Genomic DNA, 25,783 nt, shown 5'->3' with positions numbered 1-25,783 from the left:
CGTATGGAAATCACGCAAACCCTTCGACCAAGAACTCTTCCTGGCCAAGCAGGCTTGCGTGAAACCATAGAATCTACTTATTCACCAACTTGGCCGGCTGCGCCAACGCCACCAGCGCCCCCACCACCAGGCAGCCGGCCAGCATGTAGAGCCCGGTATTGGTCGTCCCAGTCATATCCTTCAGCCAGCCCACCAGGTAAGGACTGACGAACCCCGCCAGATTCCCCACCGAATTGATGAGCGCGATGCCGGCCGCCGCCGCCGTGCCGCCCAGCAAGGCCGTGGGCAGGCTCCAGAACAGCGGCAGCACCGTGCAGATGCCGATGTTCGCCACCGTCAGCGCCAGGATGGCCAGAACCGTATTGCCGCTCCACACGGCCGAGAAGAACAGGCCCAGCGCGCCGAACAATGCCGGCAGCGCGACGTGCCAGCGGCGTTCGCGGTGCCGGTCGGAATTGCGCGAGATCAGGATCATGCCGATCACGGCGAACAGGTTGGGCACCGCGGTCAAGAGGCCGATCGCCAGCGGGCTTTGCACGCCCGTGCTCTTGATCAGCGTGGGCATCCAGAACCCGACCCCGTACAGCCCCATCACGAACGAGAAATAGATCAGCGCCATGGCCCACACGCGCGGCTTGGCCAGCGCGGCGCGGATCGGAGGATCCTCTTTTTCCTGCTCCTCGGCGGCGATGTTGCGGATCAGCACGGCCTTCTCGCTGGCGGTCAGCCACTTGGCGCGGTTGATGCGGTCGTCGAGATACACCAGCACCAGTATCCCGATGATGATGGAAGGGATGCCCTCCAGCAGGAACAGCCACTGCCAGCCCGACAGGCCGTGGTCGCCGTGGAAGGTGCTCATGATCCAGCCCGAGACCGGGCCGCCGATCAGTCCGGACATGGGCACGGCGGTCATGAAGAAGGTGGTGATGCGCCCGCGCCGCGCGGCCGGATACCAATAGGTCAGGTACAGGATGATCCCCGGGAAGAACCCGGCTTCGGCCGCGCCCAATAGGAAGCGCAGGGCGTAGAACATCTGCACGCTGGTCACGAACATCATGCACGCGGAAATGATCCCCCAGGTGATCATGATCCGCGCGATCCAGACCTTCGCGCCGACTTTGTGCAGGATGATGTTGCTGGGAATCTCGAACAGGAAGTAGCCGATGAAGAAGATGCCGGCGCCCAGCCCGTACACCGTTTCGCTGAATTGCAGCTCCTGCAGCATCTGCAGTTTGGCGAAGCCTACGTTGACGCGGTCCAGGTAGGCCACGACGTAGCACACCACCAACAGCGGCACCAGCCGCCAGCCTACCTTCCGGTAGATCCGGTCCTCCTCAGTCGCCGGGATCACCGGCGAGACCCCGGGGGCCATCGTGTTTTCCATCTATGTCTCCATTCCTCTGTCGGGATAGGCCGGCGGCAAGCCGGCGCGGGTGGCGGTCCGAGGTCCCGGATGGGAACGCTTCGGCCGATATGCGCAGCCTAGAACCGCATAGTTGACAAAAGACTGAACAACTTCACCGTATCCAAGGAAACCCTTATCCTTCATCCGTCCCCCACCCTTGCAAGATCGGCCCACGCGCCGGGACCAAGCGCGGTAAAATGCCAGGTTTCGCACAAAAGTCATCAAGACAGGATCAATCATGGAAGCCGAACGTCAGAACCAGCTCGCAGCCCGCCTCGCCGACTACGCGGAGCGCGAACAGGCTCTACGGAGGTATCTTTGACTACGATGCCAAAGCTGAACGCCTGCAAGTCGTAAACGCCGAACTCGAAGACCCGGCGGTCTGGAACGACCCCAAGCACGCCCAGGACCTGGGCCGTGAAAAGAAGGCCCTGGAAGACGTCGTGGAAACGCTGACGGCGCTGGGCTCGGGGCTGGCGGATTCGAACGAACTGTTCGAATTGGCCGCCTCGGATGACGACGACGCCACGCTCGAATCCATCGAGCAGGACGCCACCGCCTTCCAGGAAAAGCTGGAAGGGCTGGAATTCCGCCGCATGTTCTCCAATCCGGCCGATCCGCTGAACTGCTTCCTGGACATCCAGGCCGGCGCCGGCGGCACGGAAGCGCAGGACTGGGCCTCCATGCTGCTGCGCCAGTACCTCAAATACGCCGAACGCAAGGGTTTCAAGGCCGAAGTGCTGGAAGAATCCGAGGGCGAAGTCGCGGGCATCAAGTCCGCCACCATCAAGCTGGAAGGCGAATACGCCTTCGGCTACCTGCGCACCGAAACCGGCGTGCACCGCCTGGTGCGCAAGAGCCCGTTCGATTCGTCGGGCGGCCGCCACACCTCGTTCGCCAGCGTGTTCGTCTACCCGGAAGTCGACGACTCCTTCGAAGTCGAAGTGAACCCCGCCGACCTGCGCGTGGACACTTACCGCGCCAGCGGCGCGGGCGGCCAGCACATCAACAAGACCGACTCCGCGGTCCGCCTGACCCACATGCCCACCGGCATCGTGGTGCAGTGCCAGAACGACCGTTCGCAGCACCGCAACCGCGCCGAAGCCATGCAGATGCTGAAGTCCAAGCTCTACGAGCTGGAAATGCGCAACCGCATGGCCGAACAGCAGAAGCTGGAAGATTCCAAGACCGACGTGGGCTGGGGCCACCAGATCCGTTCCTACGTGCTGGACCAGAGCCGCATCAAGGACCTGCGCACGAACGTCGAAATTTCCAACACGCAGAAAGTGCTGGACGGCGACCTGGACCCCTTCATCCAGGCCAGCCTGAAGCAAGGCATCTGAGTTTCGCGACACTCCCATTCACCGCACCCCGAGGTTCACGAATGTCCGACACCATCGCAATTCTCACCGGCGCATCGCGCGGCATCGGCGCCGCCATGGCCCGCGGCCTGGTCAAGCCGGGCACGCGCCTGATCACGCTGGCGCGCCGTGAAGATCCCGAACTGGCCGCCTACGCGCGCGCCCAGGACGCGCACCTGGAACAGATGTCCGTGGACCTCTCGGACCTGAACGCGGCGCAGGCGGCGGCCGAGCGCATCGCCGCGTCGCTTCCGCGCGACGCGAAACGCTACCTGCTGATCAACAACGCGGGCACGGTGCACCCCATCCTCGGCACCGGCGCGCTCACCGACGGCGCGGCCATCGCTTCCGCCTTCAACCTGAACGTCTCCGCCGTGATGCTGCTCACCGCCCGCTTCCTGGCCGCCGTCCAGGACCTGAAGGCCGACCGCCGCGTGCTCAACATTTCCTCCGGCGCGGGCCGCAATCCCAACGCGGGCTGGGGCGTGTACTGCGCCACCAAGGCCGCGCTCGACATGTACTCGCGCGTGGTCAAGCAGGAACAGGGCGCCGACGGCGCGCGCATCGTCGCGCTGGCCCCCGGCATCGTCGATACCGACATGCAGGTCGCCATCCGCTCCAGCGATCCGGAGAACTTCCCGGCGCTGTCCAAGTTCCAGGACTTCCACGCGACCGGCAAGCTGTCCTCGCCCGCCAACGTGGCCGCCCGCATCCTCGCCTACCTGGATCGCGAAGATTTCGGCACGACCGAAATCGACGACATCCGCAATTACGACTGATTTCCCTACCATGACCGACCACTCGACCGCTCCGGCACCCGCCCAGGATGAAAACCGCTTGATCGCCGAACGGCGCGCCAAGCTGTCCAAACTGCGCGAAACCGGGGTCGCGTACCCCAACGACTTCGTCCCCGACGCCCGTGCCGCCGCCCTGCACGACAAATACGACGGCGAGGAGCAGGAAGTCCTGGCCGCCAACCCCATCGCCGTCAAGGTCGCGGGCCGCATGATGCTCAAGCGCGTCATGGGCAAGGCCAGCTTCGCCACGCTGCAGGACAGCACCGGCCGCATCCAGATCTACCTGGACCGCGGCACCCTGGGCGAAGACAGCTACGCCGCGTTCAAGCAATGGGACATCGGCGACATCATCGCGGTCGAAGGGTCGGTCTTCAAGACGAACAAGGGCGAACTGTCGGTGCACGCCGCCAGCGCGCGCCTGCTGTCGAAGTCGCTGCGCCCGCTGCCCGACAAGTTCCACGGCGTGGCCGACCAGGAACTGCGCTACCGCCAGCGCTACGTCGACCTCATCATGACGGACGCCACGCGCCGCACGTTCGAGGCGCGCAGCAAGGCCATCGGCAGCATCCGCCAGTTCATGCTGAACGCCGGCTTCCTCGAAGTGGAAACCCCGATGCTGCACCCGATCCCGGGCGGCGCGGCGGCCAAGCCCTTCGTCACGCACCACAACGCGCTGGACATGGAAATGTTCCTGCGCATCGCGCCCGAGCTCTACCTGAAGCGCCTGATCGTGGGCGGCTTCGAGCGCGTCTTCGAGGTCAACCGCAACTTCCGCAACGAAGGCGTCAGCCCGCGGCACAATCCCGAATTCACGATGATGGAGTTCTATGCGGCCTACGCGGAATACCGCTGGCTCATGGACTTCACCGAAGAACTGATCCGTCAGGCCGCCATCTCGGCCACCGGCAGCGCCGTGCTCACCTACCAGGACCGCGAACTGGATCTGTCCAAGCCGTTCGACCGCCTGACCATCTGCGAAGCCATCCTGAAGTACGCGCCGGGCTACACCCAGGCGCAACTGGACGACCCGGCCTTCGTGCGGGCGGAACTCAAGAAGCTGGGCGCCGACGCCGACGGCCCGGTGCTGTCGCGCGCCGGCCTGGGCGCGCTGCAACTGGCGCTGTTCGAGGAAACCGCCGAAGCCAAGCTCTGGAACCCCACCTACATCATCGACTACCCGGTGGAAGTGTCGCCGCTGGCGCGCGCCTCGGATACCCGCGAAGGGATCACCGAGCGCTTCGAGCTCTTCATGACCGGCCGCGAGATCGCCAACGGCTTCTCCGAGCTGAACGACCCCGAGGACCAGGCCGAGCGCTTCCGCGCGCAGGTCGAGGCCAAGGACGCCGGCGATGAGGAAGCCATGTTCTACGACGCGGACTACATCCGCGCGCTGGAATACGGCATGCCCCCGACGGGCGGCTGCGGCATCGGCATCGACCGCCTGGTCATGCTGCTGACCGACAGCCCCAGCATCCGCGACGTCATCCTCTTCCCGCACCTGCGCCGTGAAGACTGACGGGCCGACGGCATCATGATCTTCAAGATCCTGATGCTGCTGCTGGTCGTGGCGGGGCTGGTCTACTGGATCAAACAGCCCCGCAGCGTCCAGGCGGCCGCCCCGTACGCGCCGGCGCGGCCGCGCCGGCCGGCCTTCGTCGCCCTGTGCGTGGCCGCCGCGATCTCCACCGTCGCCTCCCTCTTGAGCGTCGTGTTGTGGATGGGCAGCGTGGCGGGCGGCGTCACCGGCGGCGGCTATCGCGGCGAAGCCGATTTCCTGCTGCCCGTGGCCGGCTCCCTGCTGGCCTTGGCCGTCGCCTGCGCCGTGGGCGCCTTCCTCAAGCGCCGCGGCTGAACCCGGCTTTCAGACCGGCCATCTGCCGGCCCCCGCCGGCAGCGCCGGCAGCGAGGCCTGCAGCATGGCGTCGATGAACTCGGCCGGCGGCAGGCGGCCGCCCGGCTTGTACCACTGCACCGTCAGGTTCATCGCGCCCAGCACGCAGCGCTTGATGACCCGCGCGTCGCCCGCGAGCAGGCCCGCGTCCACCGCCGCCGCGACCGCCTCCTGCCACATTGCCTCGTAGCGGCCGCTCAGCGATTTGACGACGGCCTGGCTGGGCGCGGACAGGCTGCGCCATTCGTACACCAGCGCGTTCATGGCGTCGCCGCCCGCGCCGTGCAGCATGCTCCACATATGCACCCGGAACAGCGCGGCCAGGCGGTCCGCCGGCGCCTGGTAATGCGCCAGCGCCTGCTCGCCCCCGTCGATCACTTCCTGGATGCCGTTGTTCATCACGGCCACCAGGATTTCCTCCTTGCTGCGGAAATGATGGAACAGGCTGCCGGACTGCAACCCCACCGCCCGCGCCAGCTCGCGCACGGTGGTGCGTTCGTAGCCATGGCGGCAGAACAACTGCCCCGCCATCAGGATCACCTCCCGCCGGCGTTCGGACTCCGATCGTTCGTCCCGTCCCGCGGCGGCGGCCGGCATCGCGGTTGCGCTCTTCTCCATCGCCGGTCACTGCCTCTGGATAATGGTCGCGCAAGCCATGCCGTGCCCGATGCACATTAGCTGCATGCCCAGTTCGCCTTCGGTGGCCTCCAGGCCCGCGAGCATCTTGGCCATCAATCCCGCGCCGGTCGCACCCAGCGGATGCCCATGGGCGATCGCGCCGCCCCAGGGGTTCACCCGAGCGAGGTCCGCGCCCATCTCGCGCTGCCAGGCCAGCACGACGCTGGCGAACGCCTCGTTGATCTCGATCCAGTCGATATCCCGCAGGTCCAGGCCGGCGCGCGCCAGGGCCAGGCGGGCCGCGGGGATCACGCCGGTCAGTTGCAGCACCGGATCCGATCCCACCGCCACCCGCGCCAGGAAGCGCGCGCGCGGCCGCAGGCCGTCGGCCAGCGCCGTATCGCGGTCCGCCAGCAGCACCGCCGCCGCGCCGTCCGCAAGCTGGCTGGCGTTGGCCGCCGTCACGCTTCCTTCACCGGGCGGCCTCAAGGCCGGCGCCATGGCCGCCATGCGGCCGGGGTCCGTGTTCTCGCGGATGCCCTCGTCGCGATCGGCCTGCGCGTGCGGCCCCGGCAGCAGTTCGGCATGGCGGCCCGCCCGCGCCGCGGCCCAGGCACGCGCATGGCTCTCGCGCGCCCACTCGTCCATGTCCTGCCGCGACAGTTGCCAGCGTTCCGCGATCCGCTCCGCGCTTTCGATCTGGTGTATCAGCGGATAGCGTTCCAGCAGCTCGGGATTCAGCGAATCGAAGCCGCGGAATTCCTCCCGCCCCAGGGTCACGTCCAGGAACATCGGCACGCGGCTCATGCTCTCCACCCCGCCCGCCACCACGTAGCGCATATCGCCTGCGGCGATGGCCTGCGCCCCGAAATGCACGGCCTGCTGGCTGGACCCGCACATGCGGTTCAAGGCCACGCCGGGCACGCTCTCGGGCAGGCCGGCCAGCATCGCGGCCAACCGGCCGATGTTGGCGCCCTGCTCGCCCGCCTGGCTGACGCAACCCGCGATCAGGTCCTCGACCTTGCCGTCCGGCAGGCCGGCGCGCGCCAGCAGGCCCCGCACGGTCCGGGCCAGGAGCGCGTCCGGCCGCGTGTCCGCCCACCATCCGCCGCGCCGGCCGAATGGCGTGCGCACGGCCTCCACGATCACGACTTCGTTCATGCGGTCGTCTCCTCGATGTAGAGCGCCTCGATCTCGCCTGCGTAGCTGCGGTAGATGCTGGCGCGCCTGACCTTCATGGTCGCGGTCACTTCGCCGTCGTCGTGGTCCAGTTCCTTGGTCAGCAGATGGAAGCGCTTGATCTGCGCCACCGGCGCCAGGCCGGCATTGGCGCGCGCGACTTCCTGCTGGATCAGGTCGCGCACCGGCGCGGACTCCGCGAGCGAACGGAAATGCGTGAAGGCGATGCGGCGCGACTCCGCCCATTTGCCCACCGTGTCGAACTCAAGCTGGATCAGCGCCGACACGTACTTCCGCCCATCGGCGATCACGATGCACTCCTTCACGTAGGGGCTGCCCTTGACCGCGTTCTCGATCTCGGAAGGCGTCAGGTTCTTGCCGCCCGCCGTGATCATGATGTCCTTCAGCCGGTCCACGATGCGCACGCGCCCGTCCTCGTCGGCCACCACGTCGCCGGTGTGCAGCCAGCCGTCGCGCACCGTGTCGGCCGTGGCGTCCGGGTTCTTGTAATAGCCCTGGAACACCATGTCGCCGCGCACCAGCAGCTCGCCCGCCTCGCCCATCCGCCACTCCACGCCCAGGATGGGTTCGCCCACCGTGCCCACTTTCACGCGGTCCGGATGCTGGCCGAAGATCATGCCCGCCGACTCCGTCAGGCCGTACACCTCCACCAGCGGCACGCCCAGCTTGCGGAAGTAGCGCACTACGTCCGGGGGAATGGGCGCGGCCCCCGTCATCGCCACGCGCACCCGCCGCAGCCCGATGAAGTTCCGCAGCGCGCGCAGCACCAGCCAGTACCACAGCCAGCGCGTTAGCCGCTCGCCGGCCGTGTACTGCGCCGGCGACTTCTCCAGAAAGGGCGCGCACGACTCCAGCGCTCGGCGGTACAGCCATTGCTGCACGCGCCCCGCTTCCTGCATCTTGATCGAGATAGCGGCGTGCAGCTTTTCCCAGATGCGCGGCACGCCCAGGAAGATCGTCGGCGCCACCTCGCGCAGGTCTTCCTGCACCGTCCGAATCGACTCGCCGAAATTCACCTGCGTCCCCAGGTAGATGGGCACGAAGGTGGACAGCATCTGCTCCGCCACGTGGCACAGCGGCAGGTATGACAGGTGCACGCTGCCGCGGTCCATCGCCAGCCGGTCCGCGATGCCCGGCGCCACGCCGCGCATGTTACGGTAGCTCAGCATCGCGCCCTTGGGCTTGCCGGTGGAGCCGGACGTATAGATCATCAGCCCCGTGTCGTCCAGCCGCTGGCGGTCCAGCATCGCGTCCAGCGCGGGCAGTTCGACCGCCTCGCGCCCCGCGCCGTCGGCCTCGACCTCGGCGAACGTCACGATGCGCTCGCGCTCGGCCGGCCCGTACGAACGCAGGCCCTTGCTCTCCATCATCACGATCCGCCGCAAGAGCGGCAGCCGCTCGGCCACCTGCAGCACCTTGTCGGTCTGTTCCTGGTCTTCGCACACCACCAGTTCCACGTCGGCGTGCTCCAGCACATAACCCATTTCCTCGGCCGGGCTCGTGGCGTACACGCCCACCGCCACGGCGCCGACCGCGCCCGCCCCCATCTGGGCCAGCAGCCATTCCACGCGGTTCTCGGCCACGATGGCCACCCGTCCGCCGGCGCCCAGGCCCAATGCGCGCAGCCCCAGCCCCACGCGGCAGGCCCGCCGCCAGTACTCGGACCACGAGATAGGCTTCCAGATGCCGAAGTCCTTCTGCCGAATGGCGATGGCGCCGGGCTGCCGGCGGGCCTGTTCGCGCAGCATCTGCGGCAAGGTCAGTTCCGGCCATGCGCTGGCATCGGCCGCGAAGAAATTGCGTTCCTTGTCCATCATGAGAGCCAGCGCTTGCGGCGCTTGTAGTGCTTGATATCGCGAAAGCCGCGGGCCTCGCCCGTGCCGCCCACGCCCAGGTAGAACTCGCGCACGTCCGGATCCGCCGCCAGTTTGTCGGCACTGCCGTCTATCACCACCTTGCCCGTCTCCATGATGTAGCCGTAGTGCGCCACCGCCAGCGCCACCGACGCGTTCTGCTCCACCAGCAGCATCGACACCCCCTGTTCGCGGTTGATGCGGGCGATGATGGAAAAAATGCTCTCCACCAGCATCGGCGACAGCCCCAGCGAGGGCTCGTCCAGCAGCATCAGCCTGGGCTGCGCGATCAGCGCGCGGCCGATGGCCAGCATCTGCTGCTCGCCGCCCGACAGGTAGCCGGCCAGCCCCTTGCGCCGCTCGAACAGGCGCGGGAAGTAGGTATAGACCAGGTCGAAGTCCGCGCGCGCGCCCGGCCTGCCCGTCAGCGCGTAGGTCGCCGCCACCAGGTTCTCCTCCACGGTCAGGTCCTCGAACACGCGGCGGCCTTCCATCACGTGCGCCAGGCCGGCGCGCACCAGGTTCTGCGGTTTGGCGCCGGCCGTGTCGCCGCCGTCGAAGACGATGCGCCCGCGCACCAGCGCGCCGTCCTCCAGGTCCAGCAGGCCGGACACGGCCTTCAGCGTGGTGGACTTGCCGGCACCGTTGCTGCCCAGCAGGGCCACGATGCTGCCCGCCGGCACCGACAGGGACAGGCCGCGCAGCACCTGCACCGCCTTGTTGTAGACGACTTCGATGTTGTTGATATCGAGCACCGCCTGCGCGTCGTGTCCGGGGTTCACGGCCGCCTCACTTCAGCACGATCCAGTCGGACGCCGGCACCATCTGCTTCTGCTTCACGTCGGCGCGGTAGATCCGGCCCACGGGAATCGAGTTGCCCTTGATCGTGACCGGCACGCCGATCAGGCCGCCCGTGTCGAAGTCCTTGATGCCGTCGAGCGCCGCCTTCATGTTGGCGCCGGTCAGTTCCTTGCCCGCGTCCAGCGTGCGCCTGGCCACTTCGGTGAACAGCATGGCGGCCAGGAAGCCCTGCATATAGCCGGTGCTCTGGTACTGCGGGCGCATCTCGCGGATCTTCTTCAGCATGGGCGCGTCGCCCTCGGTGTCGTAGTAGTAGCGATAAGGCATCACGCCCATGAAGCCCTCGGCGTCCTCGCCCATCTGCATCACCGTCGAGTTGTCCATCGTCCAGAACGTGCCCATGTAGCGCGTCTTCAGGCCCATGCGCTTGCCCTGCCCCACGAACTCGGGAATCGGCGCCAGCACGTAGCCGTGGAAAATGGTGTAGTCGGGATCGGCGCGGCGCAGCTTGATCACTTCGGTCGACACGTCCACGCTGCCCGGCGGCGTCATGATCTCGGTCGCGACCTTCAGCCCGAGCTTTTCCGCCACCGCGCGCGAACTCGCGATCGGGTCGCGCCCGAACTCCGTGTCCGAATACACGAACGCCACCTTGGCGCCGGGCTGCTCCTTGGCGATGTAGCGCAGCAGAATGCCGAACATTTCCGTGTAGTCGGGCCCCAGCATGAATTGCGCGGGATACTTGGCCGGGTCGTTCAGTTCCGTGGCGAACGACGCGCCGGTCATGAGGATGTCGCCGCTGCGGTTCAGCTCGGCGTTGATCGTCTTGGAAAAGCCGGTCGAATCGCCGTAGTAGAAATTCACTTTGTTCTGGCTGGTGATCTTCTTGAACGCGGCCACCGACGCATCCACCTTGTAGGCGGTGTCTTCTGGCACGTAGCGCAGCTTGCGTCCCTTCACCCCGCCCTGCTCGTTGACGATCTTCACGTAATCGGTGATGCCGGCGTGGATGCCCTGCCCGGCGAAGGCGAAGACCCCGCTCAACGGGATGGACCCGCCCAGCACCAGGTCCTCCGCCGCGTGGGCGGCGGGCGCCGCCAGGGCCGCCGCCAGGCCCAGCGGGGCCAACAACCTCGATAAACCGCTGCCGATCCGGATGCGCTTCATGGTTTGTCTCCTGAGGGTCTTATGGATGGCCGCCGCCGCGCCGCTCGCGCAGGGCTCAGGTGCGGAAGGGCCAGAGGTGGAAGAAACGGCGCACTCGCCGCCAGATTTCCGCGAGCCCGTGCGGCTCGAAGATCAGAAAGCCCACGATCAGCAGGCCGAAAACAATGGTGCGCACCGGCGAGATCAGGCGCAGCGCATCGCCGCCCACCGGCAGCCACCCGACGATGAGCTTCAGCAGTTCCGGCACCATCGTCATGAAGAGCGCGCCCAGGATGGAGCCCAGGATGGAACCCATGCCGCCCACGATGATCGCCGCCAGGAAGAAGATCGACATGATCAGCGGAAAGCTCTCGGGCGTGACCACGCGGAAGAAATACGCCCACAGGCCGCCCGCCACGCCCGCGTAGAACGACGACAGGCCGAAGGACAGGAGCTTGTAGCGCAGCAGCCGGATGCCCAGCACCTCGGCCGAAATGTCGCGGTCGCGGATGGCGATGAAGGCGCGGCCGATGCGCGTGCGGAACAGGTTCGCCGCGCCCAGCACCATCAGCGCGGTCACGGGCACGATCAGCCAATAGATCTTGAACGACGTGTCCAGGTCCACGCCCAGCACCCGCGCCGGCGGCACCTGCAGCCCCGCGGTGCCGCCCGTGAATTCCCAGTTCGCGAAAATGAAATGCGCGATGAACGAGGCGGCGATCGTGGAAATGGCCAGGTACAGTCCCTTCACCCGCAGGGACGGAATGCCGACCAGGATCCCCCCTGCCATCGCCACCGCTCCGCCGCCCAGCAGGTTGACCAGCACGGGCGTGCCCAGGCGCAGCTCCATCACCGCCACCGTGTAGGCGCCCAGGCCCATGAAGGCGGCCTGCCCCAGGCTGACCAGCCCGGTGTAGCCGGTCAGGATGTTCAGCCCCGTGGCGCTGGCGATGTTGATGGCCACCAGGCAGGCCAGGTACAGCCAATAGGCGTCGGCCATGAACGGGAACAGCGCTAGCGACGCGGCCAGCAGCGCCAGCCACGCCCGCTGCACGCGGGTATCGAACAGCGCTTCGTCGGCAAGATAGGTCTGCTTCGCAGTCGCGATGCGCATCGGTCAGAGCCTCTCGATTTCGCGGGTGCCGAACAGGCCGTAGGGCCTGGCCATCAGCACCACGACCAGCACGATGAAAGTGGCCAGCAATTTGTACTCGCCTCCCAGGTAGGCGCCCGCCCAGGCCTCCAGCAGGCCGATGAACACACCGCCCACCAGGGCGCCGGCCACGCTGTCCAGCCCGCCCACGATCACCACCACCAGCACGGACAGGCCGAACACGCCCATCGACGAGGAGATGCCGCCGATGGCGCCCACGATCACGCCCGACACCGCGGCGATCGCGCCCGCCGCGACCCACGCCAGCGAAAACACGCGCGGCACGTTGATCCCCATCGCGTACGCGGCGCCCTGGTCCGACGCCGTGGCGCGCAACGCCACCCCGCCGCGCCAGTAGCGGAATACCGCCAGCACCAGCACGGCCAGCGCCACCGCCACCCAGAACCCGTAGAAAACCTTGGGCGCGACGAAGGCCTCGCCCACCATCACGGGCGAACGCGGCATGAATTCCGGCAGGCGCCGCTGATCGGCCGTCCAGATCAGTTCCACCGCGCCCACCAGGATGGACGCCAGCCCCACCGTGACCATGAAGACGGAGATCGGCGATTCGCCCAGCATGGGCCGGATGGTCAGCCGTTCGACCACCGCGCCGAACACGCCCGAGGCCACGACGGCGCCCGCGATGGCCAGCCAGATCGGCCATTCCATGCCCGCGGCGAAAGCGTAGAACAGGTAGGCGCCCAGCATCAGGAACTCGCCGATGGCGATGTTCACCACCCGCGTGGCCTTGTAGACGATGACGAACGCCAGTGCCGCCAGCGCATACAGCCCGCCGCTGCCCAGCCCGGCCAGGGTTACCTCCAGGAAGAACAGCCAGTCCATCAGGCCGCCTCCCTCAGCCGGCGGCGCAGGTCGCCCACGTCGCCCGCGCCCAGGTAGGCCTTGATGACCTCGGGATCGGCCTGCACCTCGGACGGCGTGCCGTCGGCGATCACCTGGCCGAAGTTCAGCACCACTACGTGGTCCGACAGGTCCATCACCATGCCCATGTCGTGCTCCACCATCAGCACCGTCACGCCCCACTCGGAACGGGCGTCCAGGATGAAGCGCGCCATGTCGTCGGTTTCCTCGCGGTTCATGCCGGCCACGGGTTCGTCCAGCATCAGCACCTTGGGATTCATGGCCAGCGCGCGCGCCAGCTCCACGCGCTTCTGCAGTCCGTAGGACAGCGCCGCCACCGGCGCGTGGCGGATGTGGTCGATCTCCAGGAAGTCGATGATGCGTTCTTCGATGTCGGCGCGCAGCGCCATCTCTTCGCGGCGCGCCCGCCCCAGGTACAGCAGCGCGTCCAGCACGTTGCAGCGCAAATGGGCGTGGCGCCCGAGCTTGATGTTGTCCAGCACGGTCATGCCGCGGAACAGCGCGATGTTCTGGAAACTGCGGGCCAGGCCAAGCCTGGCGCGTTCGGGCGCCGCCACGCGCGTGATGTCGCGACCCAGGAAGCGGATCAGTCCCGACGATGGCTTGTAGAAACCTGAAATGGTGTTGAACAACGAGGTCTTGCCGGCGCCGTTGGGGCCGATGACCGTGGTGATGGAACCGGGCGCCACGCGAAAACCCACGCCCGTCAACGCCTTGACTCCGCCGAACGCCAAGGTAACCCCATCCACCTCCAGCAAGGGAGGCTGCTCGGACCGATCCACCATTTGTCTCCTCGCTTTTCGACGCGAAGTTCTTTTGCCGCTTGGGGCGGCATTTTTATCAGCGGTGGATCAGGGCGAACCGCGAGGCAGGAAATGCAACGAACCTGTCTTTACCTATGCCAGATCAGCACCGGAAAATCGTTCTATGCGTTACGCTACACGTGCTCAAAAGAAAACCAAGCAAGCGCTCGGTTCAGACCATAGCATCGCGGTTTTTGGATCGACAGTTGGTATTTACCCGATAACGGAGACGCGCCATGCCCCCTGGAATTCCAAGCTTCCCGACGCTGCTTCTGGACACCGACGGCGCGATCGCGACCGTGACGCTGAACCGCCCCGACGCGCTCAACGCCATCGACGTGGCGATGGCGCAGGACCTGCAACGGGCCGCCCAATGGATCGAGGCCCGCGACGAGATCCGCGCCGTGCTGCTGCGCGCCGAAGGCAAGGCTTTCTGCGCCGGCGGCGACATTTCCATGTTCGAAGGCGATGCCGGCCAGGTGCGCGGCGCGCTGCTCGACCTGTTCACGCCGCTCAATGATTTCGTCGCCCGCATCGCGCGCATGGACAAGGTATGGCTGGCGCAGGTGCACGGCATCGCCGCGGGCGCCGGCCTATCGCTGGTGCTCGCCTGCGACCTGGCCATCGCCGCGACGGAATGCCGGTTCATGACGGCCTATCTCAAGCTCGGCGCCACGCCGGACGCCGGCATGACGCACGGGCTGACGCGCGTGCTGGGCGCCCGGCGCGCGCTGGACCTGCTGCTGCGCCCCGACGCCTTCACCGCCGGCGACGCGCTGGCCTGGGGCATCGTCACGCGCACGGCGCCCGCCGCCGAACTCGCCGGCGCGGCGCGCGCCTACGCGCGCGACATCGCCCTCAACGCCCCGCACGGCATCGCGGGCGCCAAGGCGCTGCTGCGTTCGGCTGCGAGCGCCACGCTGGAAACCCAGTTGGCCGAGGAAACCGCGCGCTTCCTGGACTCCGCCGCGCGCGCCGATTTCGCCGAAGGCGTCAGGGCCTTCCGCGAAAAGCGGCCGCCGCGATTCACTGGAAAATAAGGCTAGCCCGCCGCGGCCGGCCAGTCCGGCGCCCGCTTTTCCACGAAGGCGCGCAAGCCCTCGCGCGCCTCGGGCGTGGCGGCCGCGTTGCAGAACACCTCCACCGCCGTGGCGACCCGGCGCCGGTATTCGTTGTCGTTGCTGAACACGAAGGCGCGCCGCCCCATCGCCAGGACCTGCGGCGGCTTGGCCGCCAGGGACCGCGCCAGCGCGCGCGCCTGCTCCAGCAACTCCGCTTCCGGCGCGACGCGCGCCACCAGGCCCAGGCCGCGCGCTTCGGCCGCATCGAAGGTCCTGCCGGTGAACAGCAGGTCGAACGCCCTGTGCTTGCCCACGATGCCCGGCAAGTGCACGTAGTGGATGGCGGGCAGCACCCCCACGTCGATTTCCGGATAGCCGAAGGTGGCGGTGTCCGCCGCGACGATCATGTCGCAGGAAACGGCCACCGTCATGCCGCCGCCGCGCACGGCGCCCGACACCACCGCGATCGACGGCTTGCCCAGGTTGAACTGCGCGTCGTAGAGCTTGATGTACAGCGTCGAGAGCAGGCGATGGATCCGGGCCGGCGCGCTGTCCAGCAGCTTCTTCATATCCAGGCCGGCGCAGAACCGTCCCGGCAGGTCGCTGGCCAGCAGGACCGCGCGCACGCCGGGGTCGGCGTCGGCCCGCGCCAGCGCGGCGATCAGTTCGTCCAGCATTTCCACGTCGAGCGCGTTGACGGGCGCGTGGCACAGATGGATTTCCGCGACCTGTTCGCGGACGGCGTAGCGCAGGAACTTCATGCGGCTTCTCCAGGAAGGGTATGGGCCTGCACACTGCCGGCGGCCAGCATCGCGTCGATCTCCGCTTCGGCGTAGCCGAGTCCGGCCAGGATCTCGCGGCTGTGCTCGCCCAGCAGGGGCGCCGGCAGCGCGGCCTGGCGGGGCTGGCGTCCGAACCTTACCGGCAGCCCCACGTTCCGCACCTCTCCCAGCACCGGATGCTCGCTCTTCACGATCAGGTCGCGCGCGGCGACCTGCGGATGCGCCAGCGCCTGGTCCAGCGTATGGATGGCCGAGCAGGCGATGCCCGCCGGTTTCAGCGACTCCAGCCACTGCGCGACGGTGCGCGTCTCCATGCGCGACTGGACCAGGGCCACGGTCGCGTCGAAGTTGCGTACCCGGTCGGCGTTCCTCGCGAAGTCGGGCGCGTCCACGTAGTCCCGCAGGCCCGCCACCGCGCAGAAACGCTGCCATTGCGCGTCGTTGCCCACGCCGAGCATGATGTCGCCGTCCGCGGCCCGAAAGGCCTGGTACGGGCACATCGCCGGATGCCCGGTGCCCATGCGGCGCGGAATCTTCCCCGTGCGCCAGTAGTTCTGCGCCATGTACGACATCAGGCCCAATGACGTGTCCAGCAAAGAGACGTCCAGGTACTGGCCACGGCCGGTCTGGCCGCGTTCCAGCAGCGCGGCGAGGATCCCGCTCAGCGCGAACGAGCCCGTGCCCAGGTCGACCGGCGAGAAGCTGGCGCGCGCGAAGCTGCCGCCCGGTTCGCCCATGGTGCTGATCATGCCGCTGAAGGCCTGCAGCATGACGTCGTAGCCGGGCTCCTCGCCCATCGGCCCTTCCCGCCCGTAGCCCGAGATCTCGCAGTAGACGAGCTTCGGGTTGATGCCGCTCAGCGTCTCGTAGTCCACGCCCAGGCGGGCGGCGGTGCGCCCGCCGAAACCCTGCAGCACCACGTCCGCCTGCGCGGCCAGCCGGTGCACGACCTCCCGCCCCTGCGCCGTCTTCAAATCCACGGCCAGGCTGCGCTTGTTGTGGTTGACCGCCAGGAACGTGGCGGACTGGCCCGCGTCCTGCGGCAGCCAGGCGCGCGTATCGTCGCCCGTGCCCACCGGCTCGACCTTGATCACGCGGGCGCCCAGTTCGCCCAGGTATTGCCCGCAAAGCGGGCCGGCCAGCACCTTGCTCAGGTCCAGGACCATGATGTTCTTGAGCGGCGTCATGCGCTTGGTGTCGGCCATGCGGTCACTCGGCCTTCAGGCCGATGGCGTTCGCGGCCTCGGTCCACTGCGCGGTCTCCCGCTTGAAGAAGGCGTCCAGCTCGGCCGGCGCCACTTGCAGCGCCTCGGCGCCGCGCTCCTGCATCGCCTTGCGATAGGACTCGCTCGCCACGACCCGCGCGATGGCCTCGCGCAGCTTCTGCACCGCCTCGGGCGGCGTGCCGGCCGGCACCTGCAGAGAGAACCAGAACTTGAGGTCCAGGCCCGGATAGCCGGCCTCCTTCAGCGTGGGGACGCCGGGCAGCAGCGGCGAACGTTCCGCCGAGGTGATCGCCAGGGCCTTCAGCCTGCCAGCCTGGACCTGGCCGATGCTGGTGGACATACTGTCGAACAGAAAATCGACCTGGCCCCCGATCACGTCGGTCACGGCATTGGCGCTGCCTTTGTAGGCGACGCCCACCGCCTGGAAACTGGCCAGTTTCTGCAGCAATGCGCCGTAGACATGGGGCGAGCTGCCGGGTCCGAACGTCGCGTAGCTCAGCCCGTTCGCGGTGGCCTGGCCGCGCTGGACAAGCTCGCCCAGCGTGGCGGCCGGCGTGCGCTCGGGATTGACCACCAGCAGATTGGGCATGGCGCCCGTGATGCCGACCGGCACGTAGTCCTGCAGCGGATGCATTTTCGCGCCGGGATACATCAGCGGGTTGATGGCCTGCATGCCCACCGTGTTGTGCATCAGCGTATAGCCGTCGGCCGGGCCGTTCAGCACGCTCTGGTATCCCACGTTGCCGCTGGCCCCCGGCTTGTTCTGCACAATGACCTGCTGCCCCAGTTCGCGCGCCAGCGGCTCGGCCACCAGGCGCGCGATGAAGTCGGTCGGGCCGCCGGCCGAGAACGGCACCAGCAACGTAATGGGTTTGGACGGCCAGTTGTCGGCGAACGCCGGGGCGGACAGGCTGGCCGCCGCGAGGCAGGCGGCCATGATTTTCTTCAGCGCCATGATGTCTCCATAGTCATTTTCCAGGCTTGCGCTGAATTATGCGAAACCGCTTGCTATATTAGAAATACCGTTTGAATATGCAGGCCATAATAAAATTGTGATACCCCTGCCCGCCGGAGTCCGTCCATGTCGATGTCCCTACGCGCAATGCAGTGCTTCGTCGCGGTGGTCTCCACCGGATCGATCAGCCGCGCCGCCGAAACGCTGCACGTGGCGCAGCCCGCGCTGAGCCTGCTGATCCGCAACCTGGAAGAGGACCTGGGCGTGGTGCTGCTGCATCGCAGCGCCCGGGGCGTTACCCCCACCGCCGCCGGTTCGCGCATGCTGGCGCACGCGCGCGAGATCCTGGGCCGCATCGACGCGGCGCGCGCCGACGTGCGCGAAGATGCGAACGCCCCGCGCGGCGCCGTCTCGGTGGCGATGTCGATGTCCATGGCCAAGCTGCTGACCGTGCCGCTGCTGCGCTTCAGCCTGGAGCACTGGCCGGGCGTCTATCTCAAGATCATCGAATCCAGCACCGGGTATATTCCGGGTTTCGTCAGTTCCGGGCATGCGGCCCTGGGCCTGACGTTCAGCGACGACGCCTCGGCCGACCTGAGCTTCCAACACCTGATCGACGAAGAGCTGGTGGTGGTTTCGCCGCCCGCGGGCGCGCGCGGCAGGAAGCCCCGGCCCGCGGATCCGCGCGCCCTGCCCGCCATGAGCCTGGGCGCGCTGGCGCAATTGCCGCTGGTGCTGCCGGGCAACCCGCACAGCCTGCGGCGGCTGCTGGACCGCTATCAGCAGCGCGAGCGCGTGGAGTTCCGCGTCATCGCCGAGGCCAACGCCATTCCGCAGTTGATCGAATTGGCCCAGGCCGGCGTCGCCCACACCATCCTGTCGTACGAGGCGGTGCGCCAGGAGGCCGAGCACGGCAAGGTCGTGCTGCACCGGATCGGCAGGCCCCGCATGACGCGGCCGGTGTATCTCTGCCGTTCGGACGTCCTGCCGCTGTCGATGGCGGCGTCGGCCGTGGCGGACCGGATCGGGCGGATCATCGCCGATTGCCGGACGGCAGCGGCGGCGCCCGCCCCGGCCCGGGTCAGATGACGCGCTTCTCCACCGCCTGCGCCCAGCGCCGGGCCACCGTGGGCGAGGTGGCGCAGGTGGCCGACTCCGTCACCACGCGCACCGCGCGCTCCAGCAACTGGATGTCCGCTTCGTGCTGGCGCGCCACGTGCGGGTCCTCGAAAAAGATCACGCGCTGGCACTGGTGCTCCAGCACCAGTTCCGCGATCTGCGCGTCGCCGCCCAGCGGCCCGCTCAAATAGCGGTGCACCCAGGGCGTGTCCCTGGGCCACCCGCGCGACCAGGCCAGGTCGTTGAGCCGGCCGCCCGTCGTGCCCGTCGCCACGCGCCGCGCAAAGCGCGACAAGACGTCGAAATGCTCGCTGGCGAACGCGACCATCTCGTCCTTCAAGGCATCGTGCGCGATCAGCGCCAGCGTCTGGCCGGTGAAGTTGAACAGGCGCGAGGCCGAGGCATCGGGCGCCAGGCCCGCGTGCACGCGCTCCACTTCCATCCATTCGATGGCGCCCGCCAGCGTCGAGATGAACGGCCGGCCATGCGTGATGCACTGGCGCTTGAGCGCCAGCGCCTCGGGGAAAATCGAAGAAGGATCGACCGGATCGATCAGGTAGATCGCGCCGTCGAACGGCGCCTGTCCGTCGCGGCCCTCGGTGACCCGGGCCACCAGTTTCATCAGGCCGCCCTCGCGGCCGTAGGGATAGCGGACCAGGCCGCTGTAGCCCTGCAGCATGCCTTCGCGCACGATCGCATCGTGCGTGCGGCCCACCGTGTGCAACTGCACGCCCAGCTCGCGTATTGTCGGCGAGCACGCGCGCAGCCAGGTGAACAAGGCGGCGTCGGGAGTTTCATGGTGAAGCCGGTTGGCGGCCAGGCCAAAACGCAATTGAGCAGCGGGCATCTGTGGACTCGGGAAGGAGAACGGCGGGATCGTTCATGATACCGGGAAAGGAAGTGCCCAAACGCGGCGCCTGCAACGAGCGCGGCGGGGTGTCAGACACCCGGGAACGCCGGCTTCGGACTGGACGGGGATCTCGTACGGGTGTCTGACACCGTGTATCTTGGCCCTCGCGCGCTGGTTATCCGCGTCCCCGGCCCCTACACCGCCACGCCAAAAGAAAAGCTCCCCGGGGGGAGCTTCGTCTTCAGTCGGCCTCGTCGATCCAGGCCATCTGGATGGCCTCCAGGATCTTCTCGCCGCAGTGGGCCGGGTCGTCGCTGAAGCCCGGCAGGGCCAGGACCCATTCGCGCAGTTGCACGAAGCGCAGCGTCTTGGGGTCCACGTCGGGATACGCGTCCACCAGGGCCGCGGCGATCTCGTAGGTGTCGGTCCACTTCATCAATGGCCCTCTTTCGCGTGATTGATGGTGTACTTGGGAATCTCGACCGTCAGGTCGGCGTCCGCCACCAACGCCTGGCAGGACAGGCGCGAAGTCGGGGCCAGGCCCCAGGCCTTGTCCAGCAGGTCTTCTTCGTCGTCGGTGGCGTCTTCCAGCGAAGCATAACCCTGCTTGACCACCACGTGACAGGTGGTACATGCGCAGGACAGTTCGCAGGCGTGCTCGATATCGATGTGGTTATCCAGCAGCACCCGGCAGATCGACACGCCCTTGGGCGCGTCCTCGATCACGGCGCCTTCCGGGCAGTAATCGGGATGAGGCAATACAGTCAGTTTCGGCATAACGTCTTATCAGGCGATCTCATCAAGTTTGCGGCCGGCCAGCGCCGCGCGGATGCTGCGGTCCATCCGCCGCGCGGCGAAGTCGTCGGTCGCGGCCGACAGGGCCTGCACCGCGTCCTTCACGGTATCCGCATCCGGGGCGTCCTGGGCCGCGATGGCGGCCTGCAGGCATTCGTCCACGCGCTTGCGTTCCTCCGCGTCCAGCAGGTCGCCGTCCACGGCCAGCGCCGCCTGCACGGACTCCACCAACTGGCGCGCGTCCACTTGCTGCTCGCGCAGCATGCGGGCCTTCGCGTCCGTGTCCGCCTGCGCCACGCTGTCGGCCAGCATCTGCGCGATCTCGTCGTCCGACAGGCCGTAGGACGGCTTGACGGACACCATGGCTTCGACGCCCTTGCTCTGCTCGCGGGCCGTCACGCTCAGCAGCCCGTCCGCGTCCACCTGGAAGGTCACGCGGATGCGCGCCGCGCCCGCCACCATGGGCGGAATGCCGCGCAGCTCGAAACGCGCCAGCGAACGCGAATCGGCGACCAGGTCGCGTTCGCCCTGGACCACGTGGATGCTCATGGCGGTCTGGCCGTCCTTGAACGTGGTGAATTCCTGCGCGCGCGCCACCGGAATGGTGCTATTGCGCGGAATGATGCGCTCGACCAGGCCGCCCATGGTTTCCAGCCCCAGCGACAGCGGGATCACGTCCAGCAGCAGCCAGTCCTCGCCCGGCGCGCGATTGCCCGCCAGCAGGTTGGCTTGCAGGGCCGCGCCCAGCGCCACCACCTGGTCGGGATCCAGATCGGTCAGGGGCTGTGTGCCGAACAACTGCCCCACGGCCTCGCGCACCACCGGCATGCGGGTGGCGCCGCCCACCATCACCACGCCGCGCACGTCGGCCGGCGCCAGCGACGCATCGCGCAGCGCGCGGCGCGCGCAGTCCAGCGTGCGGCCGATCAGGGGCTGGGCCAGCGCTTCGAAATCCGCGCGCGTCAGCACCGCGTCCACCTTGCGGCCGTCCGCCAGGGCGAGCTGCAAGCGGGCCTCGCCGGCGTCCGACAGCGCTTCGCGCGCCGCTCGCGCCGCCATCAGCAGGCCGCGGCGGTCCGACGGAGTCAGTTCTCCGGCGGCCAGTTGGGACACCACGCGGTCGACGATCAGGGCGTCGAAGTCGTCGCCCCCCAGCGCGGTGTCGCCGCCCGTGGAGATCACTTCGAACACGCCCTGGGTCAGGCGCAGGATGGAAATGTCGAACGTGCCGCCGCCCAGGTCGTAGACCGCGTACACGCCTTCGGCGGCATGGTCCAGGCCGTAGGCGATCGCCGCCGCCGTGGGTTCGTTCAGCAGCCGCAGGACGTTCAGTCCCGCCAGGCGGGCCGCGTCGCGCGTCGCCTGGCGCTGGGCATCGTCGAAGTAGGCCGGCACCGTGATGACGGCGCCCACCAGGTCGTCGCCCAGCACGTCCTCGGCGCGTTGGCGCAGCACCGCCAGGATCTGCGCCGACACCTCGACCGGGCTCAGGTCGCCCTGGACCGTGCGAAGGCGCACCATGCCGGGCGCGTCCACGAATTCGTAGGGCGCGCGCATGGCCCGCGCCTCTTCCAGGGACCGGCCCATGAAGCGCTTCACCGACACGACGGTATTCAGCGGATCCAGGGCTTGCTGGGCCAGCGGCTCGCGGCCCGTGGTGACCTTGCCGCCGGGGAAATAACGCACCGCGGACGGCAGCAAGGCGTGGCCCTGCGCATCCGGCAGCACTTCGGCGACGCTGCTGCGCACAGCCGCGACTAGGGAATTGGTAGTGCCGAGGTCGATCCCGACCGCCAGCTTGCGCTGGTGCGGCGCGGGCGATTCACCGGGCTCGGATATCTGCAATAAGGCCATGATTCTGTTTTTCTGGTCAGTGGGCGGCGGCGCCCGATTCGCGGGCGCCCGGCACGTCTTCGGCTATCCGGCGGGCTGGGCGTGCGCCAGCTCTTCCGCCAGCTTCTCCACGAACATCCATTCCCGCACCTTGAGCCCGGCCGCGGCGTAGTCGCGCTCGTCGTCCAGCAGGCGGGTCAGCGTGGCGCGCATGGTTGCGCGCGCCTGCTCCAGTTCCCCCTGCAAGGCCGCCAAGGCGCCCGCGTCGCCGCGCGCATCGTCCAGCATCTCGCGCCAGGTCATCTGCTGCATCAGGAAGGCGCCGTCCATGGACGTGTTGCTTTCGGTCTGCAGGTCCACGCCCGCCTGTTCGCACAGGTAGCGCGCCCGCAGCAGAGGGTCCCGCAGTTGGCGGTAGGCCTCGTTCGCGCGCGCGGCCCACTGCATGGCCACGCGGCGTTCCGCGGGGCTGGCCGTGGCGTAGCGGTCGGGATGCACCTGCGCGGCGACCGCGCGCCATGCGGTTTCCAGTGCCTGGCCGTCCAGGTCGAAGCGTGCCGGCAAGCCGAACAGGCTGAAGTGGTCGTCTCCAGCCAAGACTTACACCGTGAACGACTCGCCGCAGCCGCAGGTCGCCTTCTCGTTGGGGTTGCGGAACTTGAAACCTTCGTTCAGGCCTTCGCGGGCGTAGTCCAGCTCCGTGCCATCCAGGTAGGCCAGGCTTTTCGGGTCCACGAAGACCTTCACGCCGAAGCTTTCGAACACGACGTCATCCGACGCCACGTCGTCCACGTACTCCAGCTTGTAGGCCATGCCGGAGCAGCCCGTCGTCCTAACGCCGAGCCGCAAGCCGATACCCTTTCCGCGCTTCTGCAAGTAGCGGCCGATATGGGTGGCGGCCTGTTGGGTCAGGGTAACGGACATGTTCAGCCCGCCACGGCTTCGGCCGGAACCGAATGCTTTTCTTTGTAGTTCTGCACCGCGGCCTTGATCGCGTCTTCGGCCAGGATGGAACAGTGCACCTTCACGGGCGGCAGGGCCAGTTCTTCGGCGATCTGCGTGTTGCGGATGTTCATCGCTTCGTCCAGCGTCTTGCCCTTGACCCATTCGGTCACGAGCGAGCTGGAGGCGATGGCCGAGCCGCAGCCGTAGGTCTTGAAGCGCGCATCTTCGATCACGCCGGCTTCATTCACCTTGATCTGCAGCTTCATGACGTCGCCACAGGCGGGCGCGCCGACCATGCCGGTGCCCACCGACTCGTCCGACTTGTCGAACGAACCGACGTTGCGGGGATTTTCGTAGTGATCCAGAACTTTGGTGCTGTAAGACATGTTATTTCTCCACGGATTTCTTGGCGCGGGCGCTCAGTGCGCGGCCCACTGCACGCTGTTCAAGTCGATGCCTTCCTTGGCCATTTCCCACAGCGGCGACATATCGCGCAGCTTGCCGACGCGGCTCTTGATGAGCTCCACCGCGAAATCGACTTCCTGTTCGGTCGTAAAGCGGCCCAGGGTGAAACGGATCGAGCTGTGCGCCAGTTCATCGTTGCGGCCCAGCGCGCGCAGCACATAGGAGGGCTCCAGGCTGGCCGAGGTGCAGGCCGAGCCGCTGGACACGGCCAGTTCCTTGATCGCCATGATCAGGGACTCGCCCTCGACGTAGTTGAAGCTGACGTTCAGGTTGTGCGGCACGCGCTGGTCCATGTCGCCGTTCAGGTAGACCTCTTCGATCTGCGACAGGCCGTTCCAGAGGCGGTCGCGCAGCATGCGGATGCGTTCGTTCTCGGTGCCCATTTCCTCGCGGGCCAGGCGGAACGCTTCGCCCATGCCGACGATCTGGTGGGTGGCCAGCGTGCCCGAGCGGAAACCGCGCTCGTGGCCGCCGCCGTGCATCTGGGCTTCGATGCGGATGCGCGGCTTGCGGCGCACGTACAGGGCGCCGATACCCTTGGGGCCGTAAGTCTTGTGGGCGGAGAACGACATCAGGTCGACCTTGAGCTTTTGCAGGTCGATTTCCACCTTGCCGGTCGCCTGCGCGGCGTCCACGTGGAAGATGATGCCCTTCTCGCGGCAGATTTCGCCCAGCGTTTCCACGTCCTGGATCACGCCGATTTCGTTGTTCACCATCATCACGGACACCAGCACGGTGTCGGGGCGCAGCGCGGCCTTGAAGGTGTCCAGGTCGATCAGGCCGTTGTCCTTCACGTCCAGGTAGGTCACTTCGAACCCCTGGCGCTCCAGCTCGCGACAGGTGTCCAGCACGGCCTTGTGCTCGGTCTTGACGGTGATGATGTGCTTGCCGCGTTCCGCGTAGAAGTTGGCGGCACCCTTGATGGCCAGGTTGTCGGATTCCGTGGCGCCGGAAGTCCAGACGATTTCGCGCGGGTCGGCGTTCACCAGCTTGGCGACTTCCTCGCGGGCGCGCTCGACGGCCTCTTCCGACTCCCAGCCGAACGCATGGCTGCGGGAGGCCGGGTTGCCGAAGTTCTCGTACAGCCAGGGCACCATCTTTTCCACGACGCGGGGGTCGACGGGCGTCGTGGCGGAATAGTCCAGGTAGATCGGGCGGGTGGTCATTTCTACAACTCCTGATACTTCTTATACGGTGGCATTGGCAGCGACGGTCGCGGTCGGGGCGTTGGCGGCATTGGCGCCTCCCACCCTGTTCACGCGCACCGCGCAGGCCTGCGCTTGATTGTTGGCTTCCTGCAATTGGCGCACGCGCTGCTGATCGACCAGATCTTGCAGGGACACCGAATCCAGGTAATCGACCATCTTGCGATTCAACGTCGCCCAGAGCTCGTGCGTCATGCACTTGCCGGGCTTGCCGTCGTTGCCGCTCGTACAGTCCCGCTTTCCGCCGCAACTGGTGGCATCCAGGGGCTCGTCGACGGCGAAGATGATGTCGGCGACGGTCACGTTGCGCGCCAGCCTGGCAAGCGAATAGCCGCCGCCGGGGCCGCGCACGCTGTCCACGAGTTCGTGGCGGCGCAGTTTCCCGAAGAGCTGTTCCAGGTAGGACAACGAAATATTCTGACGCTGGCTGATGGCCGCAAGAGTGACCGGGCCGCTATGCTGCCGCATAGCCAGGTCGATCATGGCAGTCACGGCGAAACGCCCTTTGGTAGTTAGCCGCATGGTAGGTTCCCTGTGATTCGGCAATGGCCGCCAGCGAATCCAGCGACCAATACCCGAGTAATTGGCTCAAGTATAGCCTATTCCCGACTAATTTGGTATGGCACCCGGCTAGAAA

At 67.4% G+C, this 25,783-nt stretch carries 27 protein-coding genes; 6 read left to right on the top strand and 21 right to left on the bottom strand.

Annotated features, from left to right (window positions below; all coding sequences use genetic code 11):
- Positions 1 to 73: 73 nt before the first annotated feature.
- Complete coding sequence (locus tag AVE30378_RS04280) at positions 74 to 1,384, bottom strand: MFS transporter (RefSeq protein ID WP_129239520.1); 1,311 nt, start codon at positions 1,382 to 1,384, stop codon at positions 74 to 76.
- A gap of 259 nt (positions 1,385 to 1,643) precedes the next feature.
- Between AVE30378_RS04280 and prfB the strand changes: the two genes are divergently transcribed.
- The 4 genes from prfB (at position 1,644) to AVE30378_RS04260 (ending at position 5,415) form a co-directional block, all read left to right on the top strand.
- A protein-coding gene (gene prfB / locus AVE30378_RS04275; RefSeq protein WP_129239519.1) for a peptide chain release factor 2 occupies positions 1,644 to 2,748 on the top strand; the annotation gives its coding sequence in 2 pieces (ribosomal slippage) (positions 1,644 to 1,724 and positions 1,726 to 2,748; 1,104 coding nt in all).
- A gap of 41 nt (positions 2,749 to 2,789) precedes the next feature.
- On the top strand, positions 2,790 to 3,545 hold the full coding sequence (locus AVE30378_RS04270) for an SDR family oxidoreductase (RefSeq protein WP_129239518.1): 756 nt from the start codon (positions 2,790 to 2,792) through the stop codon (positions 3,543 to 3,545).
- A 10-nt stretch (positions 3,546 to 3,555) separates the two neighbouring features.
- Positions 3,556 to 5,079: a lysine--tRNA ligase gene (lysS, locus tag AVE30378_RS04265; protein ID WP_129239517.1), complete on the top strand. Its 1,524-nt coding sequence runs from the start codon at positions 3,556 to 3,558 to the stop codon at positions 5,077 to 5,079.
- Between the two features lie 15 nt (positions 5,080 to 5,094).
- Entirely contained in the window at positions 5,095 to 5,415 is a 321-nt protein-coding gene (locus AVE30378_RS04260; protein ID WP_129239516.1) for a preprotein translocase subunit TatB, read from the top strand.
- Positions 5,416 to 5,424: 9 nt separating this feature from the next.
- On the opposite strand, the gene AVE30378_RS04255 is transcribed toward AVE30378_RS04260, so the two are convergent.
- From AVE30378_RS04255 to AVE30378_RS04220, 8 genes are read right to left on the bottom strand one after another with little or no spacing between them, the layout of a single operon-like run.
- Positions 5,425 to 6,051: a TetR/AcrR family transcriptional regulator gene (locus AVE30378_RS04255; protein ID WP_165360079.1), complete on the bottom strand. Its 627-nt coding sequence runs from the start codon at positions 6,049 to 6,051 to the stop codon at positions 5,425 to 5,427.
- Positions 6,052 to 6,078: 27 nt separating this feature from the next.
- Positions 6,079 to 7,233, bottom strand: coding sequence for a thiolase family protein (locus AVE30378_RS04250; RefSeq protein WP_129239514.1), 1,155 nt, complete (start codon positions 7,231 to 7,233; stop codon positions 6,079 to 6,081).
- Complete coding sequence (locus tag AVE30378_RS04245; protein ID WP_129239513.1) at positions 7,230 to 9,089, bottom strand: AMP-dependent synthetase/ligase; 1,860 nt, start codon at positions 9,087 to 9,089, stop codon at positions 7,230 to 7,232. The genes AVE30378_RS04250 and AVE30378_RS04245 overlap by 4 nt, the downstream gene beginning before the upstream one ends.
- Positions 9,086 to 9,880: an ABC transporter ATP-binding protein gene (locus AVE30378_RS04240; RefSeq protein WP_129239538.1), complete on the bottom strand. Its 795-nt coding sequence runs from the start codon at positions 9,878 to 9,880 to the stop codon at positions 9,086 to 9,088. The genes AVE30378_RS04245 and AVE30378_RS04240 overlap by 4 nt, the downstream gene beginning before the upstream one ends.
- A 34-nt stretch (positions 9,881 to 9,914) precedes the next feature.
- Positions 9,915 to 11,093: an ABC transporter substrate-binding protein gene (locus AVE30378_RS04235; protein WP_129239512.1), complete on the bottom strand. Its 1,179-nt coding sequence runs from the start codon at positions 11,091 to 11,093 to the stop codon at positions 9,915 to 9,917.
- A 55-nt stretch (positions 11,094 to 11,148) separates the two neighbouring features.
- On the bottom strand, positions 11,149 to 12,186 hold the full coding sequence (locus AVE30378_RS04230; RefSeq protein WP_129239511.1) for a branched-chain amino acid ABC transporter permease: 1,038 nt from the start codon (positions 12,184 to 12,186) through the stop codon (positions 11,149 to 11,151).
- Between the two features lie 3 nt (positions 12,187 to 12,189).
- Complete coding sequence (locus tag AVE30378_RS04225; RefSeq protein WP_129239510.1) at positions 12,190 to 13,068, bottom strand: branched-chain amino acid ABC transporter permease; 879 nt, start codon at positions 13,066 to 13,068, stop codon at positions 12,190 to 12,192.
- Positions 13,068 to 13,892: an ABC transporter ATP-binding protein gene (locus tag AVE30378_RS04220; protein ID WP_165360074.1), complete on the bottom strand. Its 825-nt coding sequence runs from the start codon at positions 13,890 to 13,892 to the stop codon at positions 13,068 to 13,070. Before AVE30378_RS04220 ends, AVE30378_RS04225 begins: the two co-directional genes overlap by 1 nt.
- Positions 13,893 to 14,146: 254 nt before the next feature.
- Here AVE30378_RS04220 and AVE30378_RS04215 point away from each other — a divergent pair, with 254 nt between their 5' ends.
- Positions 14,147 to 14,950, top strand: a complete 804-nt coding sequence (locus AVE30378_RS04215) for an enoyl-CoA hydratase/isomerase family protein (RefSeq protein WP_129239509.1) — start codon at positions 14,147 to 14,149, stop codon at positions 14,948 to 14,950.
- 2 nt (positions 14,951 to 14,952) lie between these two features.
- On the opposite strand, the gene AVE30378_RS04210 is transcribed toward AVE30378_RS04215, so the two are convergent.
- From AVE30378_RS04210 to AVE30378_RS04200, 3 genes are read right to left on the bottom strand one after another with little or no spacing between them, the layout of a single operon-like run.
- A complete protein-coding gene (locus AVE30378_RS04210; protein ID WP_129239508.1) occupies positions 14,953 to 15,732 on the bottom strand; it encodes an enoyl-CoA hydratase/isomerase family protein in 780 nt (259 codons plus the stop codon).
- A complete protein-coding gene (locus AVE30378_RS04205) occupies positions 15,729 to 16,940 on the bottom strand; it encodes a CaiB/BaiF CoA transferase family protein (protein WP_129239536.1) in 1,212 nt (403 codons plus the stop codon). The genes AVE30378_RS04210 and AVE30378_RS04205 overlap by 4 nt, the downstream gene beginning before the upstream one ends.
- 22 nt (positions 16,941 to 16,962) lie before the next feature.
- Positions 16,963 to 17,934: a Bug family tripartite tricarboxylate transporter substrate binding protein gene (locus tag AVE30378_RS04200; RefSeq protein ID WP_129239507.1), complete on the bottom strand. Its 972-nt coding sequence runs from the start codon at positions 17,932 to 17,934 to the stop codon at positions 16,963 to 16,965.
- A gap of 126 nt (positions 17,935 to 18,060) precedes the next feature.
- On the opposite strand from AVE30378_RS04200, the gene AVE30378_RS04195 reads away from it, so the two are divergent.
- Positions 18,061 to 19,023 carry a LysR family transcriptional regulator gene (locus AVE30378_RS04195; protein ID WP_129239506.1) on the top strand — a complete coding sequence of 321 codons (963 nt, stop codon included), beginning with the start codon at positions 18,061 to 18,063 and terminating at the stop codon, positions 19,021 to 19,023.
- Here AVE30378_RS04195 and AVE30378_RS04190 read toward each other — a convergent pair.
- The 9 genes from AVE30378_RS04190 to iscR all read right to left on the bottom strand — a co-directional run bounded on the left by AVE30378_RS04190 (position 19,016) and on the right by iscR (position 25,668).
- Positions 19,016 to 19,900, bottom strand: a complete 885-nt coding sequence (locus tag AVE30378_RS04190; protein WP_129239505.1) for a methylglyoxal synthase — start codon at positions 19,898 to 19,900, stop codon at positions 19,016 to 19,018. The genes AVE30378_RS04195 and AVE30378_RS04190 overlap by 8 nt on opposite strands.
- 244 nt (positions 19,901 to 20,144) lie before the next feature.
- Entirely contained in the window at positions 20,145 to 20,339 is a 195-nt protein-coding gene (iscX, locus tag AVE30378_RS04185) for a Fe-S cluster assembly protein IscX (RefSeq protein ID WP_129239504.1), read from the bottom strand.
- Positions 20,339 to 20,680 carry an ISC system 2Fe-2S type ferredoxin gene (fdx, locus tag AVE30378_RS04180; protein ID WP_129239503.1) on the bottom strand — a complete coding sequence of 114 codons (342 nt, stop codon included), beginning with the start codon at positions 20,678 to 20,680 and terminating at the stop codon, positions 20,339 to 20,341. The genes iscX and fdx overlap by 1 nt, the downstream gene beginning before the upstream one ends.
- A 9-nt stretch (positions 20,681 to 20,689) precedes the next feature.
- Entirely contained in the window at positions 20,690 to 22,552 is a 1,863-nt protein-coding gene (gene hscA / locus AVE30378_RS04175; RefSeq protein WP_129239502.1) for a Fe-S protein assembly chaperone HscA, read from the bottom strand.
- 63 nt (positions 22,553 to 22,615) lie between these two features.
- On the bottom strand, positions 22,616 to 23,128 hold the full coding sequence (gene hscB / locus AVE30378_RS04170; RefSeq protein ID WP_129239501.1) for a Fe-S protein assembly co-chaperone HscB: 513 nt from the start codon (positions 23,126 to 23,128) through the stop codon (positions 22,616 to 22,618).
- Positions 23,129 to 23,131: 3 nt separating this feature from the next.
- Positions 23,132 to 23,455 (bottom strand): iron-sulfur cluster assembly protein IscA, encoded by a 324-nt coding sequence (iscA, locus tag AVE30378_RS04165; RefSeq protein ID WP_129239500.1) that lies wholly within the window; start codon positions 23,453 to 23,455, stop codon positions 23,132 to 23,134.
- A gap of 2 nt (positions 23,456 to 23,457) precedes the next feature.
- The gene (gene iscU, locus AVE30378_RS04160) at positions 23,458 to 23,862 is read right to left on the bottom strand and encodes a Fe-S cluster assembly scaffold IscU (protein ID WP_129239499.1); all 405 of its coding nucleotides are present in this window, start codon (positions 23,860 to 23,862) and stop codon (positions 23,458 to 23,460) included.
- 33 nt (positions 23,863 to 23,895) lie between these two features.
- Complete coding sequence (locus AVE30378_RS04155) at positions 23,896 to 25,107, bottom strand: IscS subfamily cysteine desulfurase (protein ID WP_129239498.1); 1,212 nt, start codon at positions 25,105 to 25,107, stop codon at positions 23,896 to 23,898.
- Positions 25,108 to 25,128: 21 nt separating this feature from the next.
- Positions 25,129 to 25,668 carry a Fe-S cluster assembly transcriptional regulator IscR gene (gene iscR, locus AVE30378_RS04150; protein WP_062682794.1) on the bottom strand — a complete coding sequence of 180 codons (540 nt, stop codon included), beginning with the start codon at positions 25,666 to 25,668 and terminating at the stop codon, positions 25,129 to 25,131.
- Between the last annotated feature and the right edge of the window lie 115 nt (positions 25,669 to 25,783).

It is taken from the genome of Achromobacter veterisilvae (assembly GCF_900496975.1).
Taxonomy (GTDB): domain Bacteria; phylum Pseudomonadota; class Gammaproteobacteria; order Burkholderiales; family Burkholderiaceae_B; genus Achromobacter; species Achromobacter veterisilvae.
The sequence above is the reverse complement of the archived record's forward strand: the minus strand, read 5'-3'. Positions and strand labels throughout refer to the sequence as shown.